6 protein-coding genes are annotated in these 8,847 nt (G+C 44.8%); 1 reads left to right on the top strand and 5 read right to left on the bottom strand.

Translation table 11 applies throughout. The features are described from left to right. Positions 1–392: 392 nt before the first annotated feature. Positions 393–1,880: a sugar transferase gene (locus RMO27_RS05320; protein ID WP_309730093.1), complete on the bottom strand. Its 1,488-nt coding sequence runs from the start codon at positions 1,878–1,880 to the stop codon at positions 393–395. A gap of 977 nt (positions 1,881–2,857) precedes the next feature. Here RMO27_RS05320 and RMO27_RS05315 point away from each other — a divergent pair. Then, positions 2,858–4,132 (top strand): hypothetical protein, encoded by a 1,275-nt coding sequence (locus RMO27_RS05315; RefSeq protein ID WP_309730090.1) that lies wholly within the window; start codon positions 2,858–2,860, stop codon positions 4,130–4,132. Positions 4,133–4,174: 42 nt separating this feature from the next. Here RMO27_RS05315 and RMO27_RS05310 read toward each other — a convergent pair whose 3' ends face one another. From RMO27_RS05310 to RMO27_RS05295, 4 genes are all read right to left on the bottom strand, one after another. After that, positions 4,175–5,194 carry an acyltransferase gene (locus RMO27_RS05310; protein WP_309730087.1) on the bottom strand — a complete coding sequence of 340 codons (1,020 nt, stop codon included), beginning with the start codon at positions 5,192–5,194 and terminating at the stop codon, positions 4,175–4,177. 81 nt (positions 5,195–5,275) lie between these two features. Then, positions 5,276–6,340, bottom strand: a complete 1,065-nt coding sequence (locus RMO27_RS05305; RefSeq protein ID WP_309730084.1) for a glycosyltransferase family 4 protein — start codon at positions 6,338–6,340, stop codon at positions 5,276–5,278. 54 nt (positions 6,341–6,394) lie between these two features. Beyond that, a complete protein-coding gene (locus RMO27_RS05300; RefSeq protein ID WP_309730078.1) occupies positions 6,395–7,642 on the bottom strand; it encodes an O-antigen ligase family protein in 1,248 nt (415 codons plus the stop codon). 168 nt (positions 7,643–7,810) lie between these two features. Beyond that, positions 7,811–8,755, bottom strand: coding sequence for a glycosyltransferase family 2 protein (locus RMO27_RS05295; RefSeq protein ID WP_309730076.1), 945 nt, complete (start codon positions 8,753–8,755; stop codon positions 7,811–7,813). Positions 8,756–8,847: the final 92 nt, after the last annotated feature.

Raw genomic sequence — 8,847 nt, 5'->3', positions numbered from 1 at the left:
AGGCAGCTCTGACTGCACCAATTGAAGTGAAGCAGTTAGCCAAGGTTTAAAAATTTGGGTGTCGATCGGTGAGTCTAGAGATGATTTAGGTATAGATGCAATTCACAAAAAGTATGGTAGGGGCAATTCGTGAATTGCCCCTACCATACTTTTTGTAAGCAATTTAGTTGTGCTGCAAAATAATATTTTCAGCGCGATCGATTGAATAGTATAGCAGCAGCCAAAACAGTTAGGACGTTTTCAATTAGTCCGCGCAGGCGGACTTTGCATCATGAGCGGCGATTTCAATCGCTGTTTTTGTCCTAACAGATGTTACCAATCTTGACAATAAAAAAAGGCTGGGGATTTATCTCCAGCCTCATTCAAATCTGCTTTCAAACTTACCGAATGCTTTACTGCCCTTGCATTTTTAAAACTACCGAGAAAGTCCGCAGTAAGATTTTGAAATCCAACCATGGCGACCAATGCTTGAGGTAATAAAGATCGTATTGGAGCTTGATCAGTGCATCTTCAGTCGTACTGCCATATCCATAGTTGATCTGCGCCCAGCCTGTGAGTCCGGGTTTGACAGCCAACCGCGTCCGGTAAAACGGAATTTGCTGTTGCAATTCTTTGATGAATTGGTAGCGTTCGGGGCGGGGGCCAACCATACTCATTTCACCACGCAACACGTTGAGGACTTGGGGTAATTCATCCAACCGCGTTTTGCGAATGAAGTTGCCGACTTTGGTAATCCGAGCGTCGCCTTTGACCGCCCACTGAGCTTTACCATTGCGCTCGGCATCCCGAACCATCGATCGGAACTTGTAGACAGTGAATTTAGCCCCATACTGTCCGACTCGCTCTTGTTTATAAAAAATCGCGCCAGGGCTATCGAGTTTGATCGCGATCGCGACAAATGGAAAGACGATCGCCAAGATCGAGCCAACGATCGATCCACAGACTAAATCCAATACTCTCTTGCCGATTCGATTGAAAGTATCGAATGGGTTCTTTTTGAGTGGGAGTGCCGAATACCACTGACTGCCGATGTGCTCGACTGCAACTTTACCGGTCAGTTTTTCATACAATACGGGCATAGGTGTAATCGCCACGCCCCGCTCGTGGAAATTAGTTAGTAGTTGGAGCAGATCTTCATCGATCGGTCTGCTGATTGCCAGCACGACCTCATCGATGCCATGACGCTCGATTTCGGAAGTCAGATGGTGGCGATCTCCTAAAACTTGGACATTTTGGCAAACTTTACCATGCAGTTGGTGGTTGTCATCGATGAAGCCGAGTGCTTGATAGTGTGGATACTGCTTGAACGCCTCAGCGAGAATCGTCCCCGTCACACCGGCACCGACGATCAGCACGCGTTGGCGGGCGTGACCCACACCCCAGACCACAGCATACATCAACCGCCAAGCTAACAAGGCCACCGTTGTTGTAAAAATTGCCAAGGCTGGTGCGAACCGGAGCGTAAAAGCGACTTCACTCAATGGGACTGGTGCTGTCACAAAGTAGTACACTAAATAAATCATGCCCACGATCGTGCCGCCCCAGGCAATTCTCTGAGTGGTGCGTTTGACCTTGACCGCGATCCGGAGATCGTACAAGTCATTGATAAACATCCATACCAACCAGGCCACACCCATGGCCACAATCCACAATGAATGATAGGTTACAAATTCTAAGTTAAAAGCATGGTGAGAGCGATAAGTCCAGTACCATAGCGAACCGAGAATTCCACTGACGATTAAAATCACATCAGCTATACAGAGTAGAAATTTGCGCTCGGAAAATTCCAAGGACAGCTTCATTTCTGGTAGTAAGTAAGAAAGCATTAATAGACCTACATCATATAAATTAGTGGAACTTTTGGTTTTTTTGGTACTCATTACCCCTAAACCGCTCACGTCACTTTTTTTAAGTAAAAAAGAAGTTTTGGATTTAGAAATTGATCGAACATGCTCAGTTAGCTTGGCATCGACACTAAGCTAACTTAAATACTGTCGTGACTTATATCAACGTGAATTGCTTTAATACTAGCTGAAGTCGCTGTTTTTAAAATCAGCTAATTCTCCTAACTCAACTGCCCGATCTCTGCCAATAATCAGGTATAGACTTTTAAATACGATATTTTCCAACCAGAACGCGATCGGAAATCAACCATCATTGACTAAAATCTGACGGAGCTAGCTGGCATTTGTGTCTGTGATATTTGTCACCGATCTGATCGGTAGATCTCTATCGCTCACTTCCTTGGTTGTCAGAAATCGTTCAGCCAAATAGCGTAACTTAAGGTCGTCTGGCTAGAAATCGAGCTGCGACCTGTCACTTTAGTGACTACTCTGAATCGACATTGCCACTAACATATAGGTATAGATGTAGTAATCTCAGCTATTAGCGACAGCCTCACCTCGATCTTACTGTAATTCCGTATTTTTACTTAAAACCTAGCTTAAGTATATAAAAGTTATGGAGATAACAGAAGTCAGTCCGTGGTTGAGGTGGCATTGTGAAGATCCTAAAAATCGAAATCTAGGCGAGTTGCGAGCAACTGCGTGGAACGCGATTTTGTAGTTATTGAGAACATGAATGACCATGACAAAAAAGCACCTAACTTTCATGTCATAATTCATGCTACTTGTAGTGGCGGTGATGGCGATCGTTGCCCGCACAGATTGCCATCCAAGCTTTTAGGATCTGTTAATAGGGATCTCGCAAAGCATTAATCTATAGGTTCGATTTAGAATGACCTTATCACCGATCAATCAGTTTGCGCTGGCCACAACTCAAATCCAGCAATTTGTTCGAGCCGATCTGATAAAATAGATTGGCGTTGCTAGACTGTTAATCTGAGTTGACCGATCGGATGTTAAAGCGAGAGATCTCATTCCTGCATAAATTAGCTAACTTTGTCGGTAAACAACAACCGCTGCGACGGTTCGCGATCTCGTTCGGAGCGATCCTGCTCTTGCTGCTGCTCTTTCTACCCATTACTGCCGTCGAAACTCAAGCTAAAAGCAAAAAACTGATCGAATATGGCTGGGATGCACCCCCACCAAATTTCTTCCGTCAGCAGATCCGAGAAATGGAGCAGCGTCCGTTTGATGGTGTTATCCTCAAACTCAATGCTGGCAAAGAAGTATTCAAAAAAACTGCTTATCCAACTAGTGCTTTTACCCAAGATCGTCGAGATCTCGCTGCGACGACTTCAACCAAGCTAACTGATAATTTTGTAGTGATGTGGTCGGGCATGGATGCGGGCTGGGACTGGTTTGATGATCGGGACTGGGCGGCTGCGGAAAAAAACATTTACAATTTTGCAAAAACTGCCAAAGCTGGCAGGTTTAAGGGGATTGCTTTTGATTCCGAACCCTACACCACTACTAGTCCCTGGAAATATTACCAGCAACCCCAACAGCAGCAAAAGACATTTGATCAATATCAACAGCAGGTGCGCCAGCGGGGTGCTCAGTTTGTGCGGGTGGTGCAGTCAGCCCAGCCAGGGACGCAAGTGCTCGCCTTTGGCTTGCTGAGTTGGCTCAAGGACTTGTGGGCGACACCGATCGAGGCAACTAAGTTACAACAACAACTCGCCCGACATGATTATGGACTGTGGCCGGCATTTGTAAATGGGATGCTCGATGCCGCCCAACCCAGTACGACGATCGTCGAGGGTCATGAATGGGCTTATTATTTTTATAAGACTGCTTGGTTTGATGCCACGCGGGATGCGATCTTCAATCGTGCGCGGCGACTATTTGTCGCTCCCAAAAATCAACGTAAATACGATCGCCAAGTTAAATTGGGTCAAGCAGTCTACTTGGATCTCGTGCTCGATGCCCTACCAGGTGGAGTCAAAGATCCGCGCACTGGCAAAACCACCCAACATTTTCTATCGCCAGCCGATCGATTCCGATTATTAGAGCACAACGTCTACCACTCCCTGCGGACAAGCGATCGCTATACCTGGCTGTATAGTGAAAGTGCCGACTGGTGGCAAAATCAGATCCCCCCAAGTGCCGAAGCGACAATCCGGCGCGCCCAAGCCAAGATCCGCAGGGGACAGCCGCTGGGCTTCGATCTAGATTCGGCTGTCGATAAGGCTGTCAAACAGTGCCAAGCTGTCAGCGAGAATTGCTAGATTGGCTTGGCACAGCGGTCTGGCGTTGGTAGGCGATGAATCTCAATTTCTCGATCGCAAGCAAGGTTTCTCAACAAAATGCCAACTTAGTAAACCGCAAATATAGCAAATACCCGTAGTACAGAGGAATACCAACCAGGGGGAGAGTGACGGCAAGTACCAAATCAATAGTTTTTCAGTCGGCCATCCATAGAGATATATCCCATAAGAAACATCAGATGATGTGCGGAACCATTGGAGACTCGGTATTTTTGAAAACGCAAACCAGAACAATACATAGCCCCCCAGTGTCGGTAAGGCTAATCGCAACATGTTCTCGTTAAATAAGCTGATGATGACAATACTCAGCGCTAACAAGGCGCGGTTTCTCGTGTAATCAATCCGATCGCGTAGCAAGTAAAAACAGCCGCCAGCACAGAAAAAAGTCAGTAGTCGAATCAGATCGCTTAAATGATGGGCAAAAGTTGCAGACAATTGTGGGAAATGGGTGGCTAGAGGTAAGTTATGAACGATAAATACGAACGCTGACAATACCAGCCAGGTCGTCGATCGTTTTAAACCACCAATTAAGCCGACGATCGCTACTAATAAATAACAGCGAAACTCATGGACGATCGTCCACATCGAACTGTTTACATTGGGATAAGGCTGACCCTGAAAAATGTTGGGCGGCGAACTAGGCGGAGTTAACAACAGTATTTCTTGCAAATGAGCAAGGAAATCGATGCGTCTCCAGAAATTGATCGGATGGATGCCGAGAGGCGTGACGATCGAGATGGAGACTAGGGAGGCGACAATGAAGCCGGGATAAATGCGCAGGATTCGTTTCTTGATGAAACTAGCAAATTGGGGCTGGCGGTGCCAACTTTGGAGAATCAGATAGCCACTTAATAGAAAGAAGCCATTAACAGCCAGTTCGCCAAATGAAAGTGTCCCGAAGATGGTGGTGAGAATTTCCCGATGTCGATTGCCATCAATTAATTCTGGCGCATGTGCTAGCAGCACGAGGATGGTCAGCACCAACCGGATCAAGTTGAAATTATTGTTATGAGTTATCGCCATGTTCGAGAATCTCCAGGGAGCGACTGGATCTAGCTTTCACATAGTAACTAACATACTACTAGACTGGCTCGATCTGTGTAGCTAAATACACGCTTTGAGTAATTCAGCGACGATCGGTGCTGTGACTTGCAAACAATATTTCGACTCTACCATTTCCCTACCTTTGGCTCCCATCACACGGCATAGCTGTGGATCGGTGGCTAATTTAGATAAGTAATCGATCCATTCATCGGGATGAATGGCCTGAAAGCCATTCACCCCTTGCTGGACGATCTCTTGATTGACGCCGATCGGCGTACCGATGACGGGGACAGCACAAGCCATGTATTGGATCAGTTTGATCCCACACTTGCCCTGCTCCCAGGGCGTATTATCTAAGGGCATGATCCCCACATCAAACTTTTGGATATGCTCGACCTCCGTATTTTCCTGCCACTTTTCGATCGTCAGATCCAGCCTATCGAGTGTGAGATTACCAGCACCAACGAAGGTAAACTTACAGTTGTGTCGCCGATTGATCGCTTGAAAAGCAGATTCAATCGACTTCAAATAACTACTAGTGCCGGGAGAACCAACCCAGCCAATATTGAAAACTCGACCATCATTGTTACCGCTCGATTTTGGCGAGTACCGCTCTAGATCGATCACCGTTGGGATGATTTCAACTCTTTTGGCTCCAGCATTGTATGCTCGGTTCAATATATATGGATTTCCGGCAACTACTAATTTCGCATTGGCCATCACTCGATCGATTTTTTGACTGAGTAGTACCCTAGTTAGCTTCGATCCATAGCAATCATACATATGGAATTGCGCATCATCATAATCGACAACATAGGGAATCTTACCAACTAAAATTTTCTCTAGCCATGCTGGGATCATGGGTAAAAGTTCTTTTTCAATCCAGAATAGATCGTAATTTCGATCGCTTATCAATCTTCCCAATCTTTGAAAATATGATGATAAAACATTGCCAAGATTTCGCTTACCCTGATTGATATTAGCAACGTACTGATTATCAAGTAATGGGGCGATAGTTACATCAAAACCCTGGGACTCTAGATAAGGAATATATTGGTAGAATCGGTATCTACTACTACCGCCTAAGGAGCCATATTTAGTAAGAACTAGTACTTTAGGAGACATATAATTTGTAAGTGTTAGTGATTAGATCGATACTGTTATTAAATCTGAGTTGAATTAGCTACCCGATCGGGAAACCAATCGTTTGTCCATTGTCGAAGCTGTGTCTTCGATTTCGGGCACATCACAGTAAGGGCTGACATACATCAACGCTAAAAATATCCATTGATAAACAATATTTTGTGCTGTCAGATTGGAATCTTCAAATTGAAGTTGTAGGAGCATTGCCAGCATCGCAATCATATATAATGTCATCCGTCTTCTAATGCCAAAAGACAAGCTTTTATCATAGATTTTTTTCAAGCAAAATCCCAGATTATTAATCAGGAATAGAATATATGCTACCAATCCAAATATGCCTTGTTCGAGCAGTGTCGTTAGGAAAATATTATGCCCCGTATGCCCCATTTCACCCAACATGCCAAAGTAACCTAATGGTGAAAATGGGTGGATGCTAAAGTAGAGAATGGATGCTTCCCATAATGTCGTCCGACCGTTGAAACCACCAACATCTTGAGCTTGGTCGCCCACTCTCGCCTCGAAGATCGAACTTAAATCCTGACCGGATAAGATCGCGATTGAGACGACAATTGTGACGATCGTACCGAGAAATAGGATAGTTGGCTTGATGTTTTTGGTCAAAACACCGACAAAAGTTAGCCCTAACAACAGCGTGGCAATGACATTTCTCGATTGAGTAACAATGATTGCAAACATAATTAATAACATTGCCAGAAACATCATCGCGCGACTATTAAATTTGAGCGATTTTGTATTGAATGCCCGATCTAATGCTAAGAAAAAAGGCATCATCAAGCAGCCTGCAATCGTATTTGATGCCCCCCAAGGCAAGGACATCAACCCACCATTTTCTCTTTCTAGTAGTACTTGATCTAAAGAGTTTTGTTGAACGGCCAGTAAAAAATTAATAATAAAGTAGGTAGACATAATTACTCCCGACCAGACAAAAATTGGTGAAAGCTTGCTGTAAACTAATGCAGCATTTTTATTCTTGGAGGCGTGAGAAGTGATATACATAAAGATCGCAAAGCCAAAAAAGTCAAATACCGATCGGGCAAATGACATGACTAGATTTTGATTCATCAGAGAAGCAATGAAAATAGCGAACAAATGAATAGCTGCAAACAGTAATGATAGCTTTAGATCGTCCGGGTAATTAATCCTTTCTTTTCTGGCGATCAAACTGCCAGCAATAAAGAAGAATAGTAAGACCAGAAATGGGAAGGCAAACATAATCACAAATGAACCAGCTCCAGTTCCGGTCGAAAACGGAACTAGGTACATTGAGATTGCAAAGATGATATACAGGTGACTACTGTATGAATTTTTGTCTACTGGAAGAAGCATCTGTAAAACTTGTGGAGTGCACGACCTTTAAATTATTTAACCCATTGGTTAGTTCGGAATTTTGATAGTGAATAAAATATCCGTTATTCAAAGCGAAAGCGCGACTTATGAACCGATCGATTTATAAATCGCTGGCAGATTGCGAAAGATCTTGAGATAGCCCTGAATCGTTTCGGTAGCTTGGGTGGGTGAGAATTTGAGCAGGGCAAAGCCGATGCGGGTGAGCGGCTCGATCGTCAATGTTGCCACCGCGATCGCCGTCGCTTGGAACCAGTTAAAATGCTTGTAACCATAGAGGATGCGACTGCGTTGAGAATAAAATAATCTGGTGGCTTTGATCTGCTCCGAAGTACCGCCGCCCTTGTGGAAACAGCGCGTATCTGCCAAATAATGCGAAGACCAGCCGGCTTGATGGACGCGGTAGGATAAGTCGAGGTCTTCAAAGTAAACGAAGAAGTTTTCATCGAAGCCCTGTAACGATGTATATAAATCGCCGCGAATCAAGTAAAAAGCACCCATGACATGATCGACTCGTTGGGTACGATCGTGACCCCATTCAGTCATCATGTAGCTGGTGAGTGGGGATTTGACTAATTTATCGATGCCCAAAATACTACACCACAGATTGGTTGAATTCGGGAATCTCGCGCAACTACGTTGGATTTTGCCCCGTTCGTCTACCAGTTGAATGCCGACGACGCCGACTTTCTGCGCCCAAGATTTGTCCATAAAGCAGGCAGCGCGATCGATCGAATCCGCTGCCACTCTGGTATCGGGATTTAAAAAGAGCAGATAGTCGGCATCGCTCAGGGCGGCACCTTGATTGCAAGCCGCCCCAAATCCTTGATTTACGGAATTTCTAATTATGTGCAGCGGGAGATCGAGCTGTTCCAAACCATCGAGCGAGCGATCGATGGAGGCGTTATCGACAATAATGACTTTATCTAACGTAAATTCATTGTGAGTGCTCAAGACGATCGCCTCCAAACATTCTCGCAGTTGGTGGCCTGAATTCCAGTTAATGGTAACGATGCTAATACTTGGTAACACGATCGGGTCTCCTCTGTGATATTTGGCTTACTGTAATGATTTTTTACGGCGGAATTTATGCGTCACTTTATCGATGGCCAATCTCGCCATTT

Source organism: Chamaesiphon sp. OTE_75_metabat_556 (assembly GCF_031378165.1).
Classification (GTDB): Bacteria; Cyanobacteriota; Cyanobacteriia; order Cyanobacteriales; family Chamaesiphonaceae; genus Chamaesiphon.
The sequence above is the reverse complement of the archived record's forward strand: the minus strand, read 5'-3'. Positions and strand labels throughout refer to the sequence as shown.

What these genes read in the sequence shown, in the direction of transcription:
- RMO27_RS05320 (WP_309730093.1), bottom strand. Translation starts at nt 1,880, where the DNA reads ATGAGTACCAAAAAAACCAAAAGTTCCACTAATTTATATGATGTAGGT.
- RMO27_RS05315 (WP_309730090.1), top strand. Translation starts at nt 2,858, where the DNA reads ATGTTAAAGCGAGAGATCTCATTCCTGCATAAATTAGCTAACTTTGTC.
- RMO27_RS05310 (WP_309730087.1), bottom strand. Translation starts at nt 5,194, where the DNA reads ATGGCGATAACTCATAACAATAATTTCAACTTGATCCGGTTGGTGCTG.
- RMO27_RS05305 (WP_309730084.1), bottom strand. Translation starts at nt 6,340, where the DNA reads ATGTCTCCTAAAGTACTAGTTCTTACTAAATATGGCTCCTTAGGCGGT.
- RMO27_RS05300 (WP_309730078.1), bottom strand. Translation starts at nt 7,642, where the DNA reads ATGTACCTAGTTCCGTTTTCGACCGGAACTGGAGCTGGTTCATTTGTG.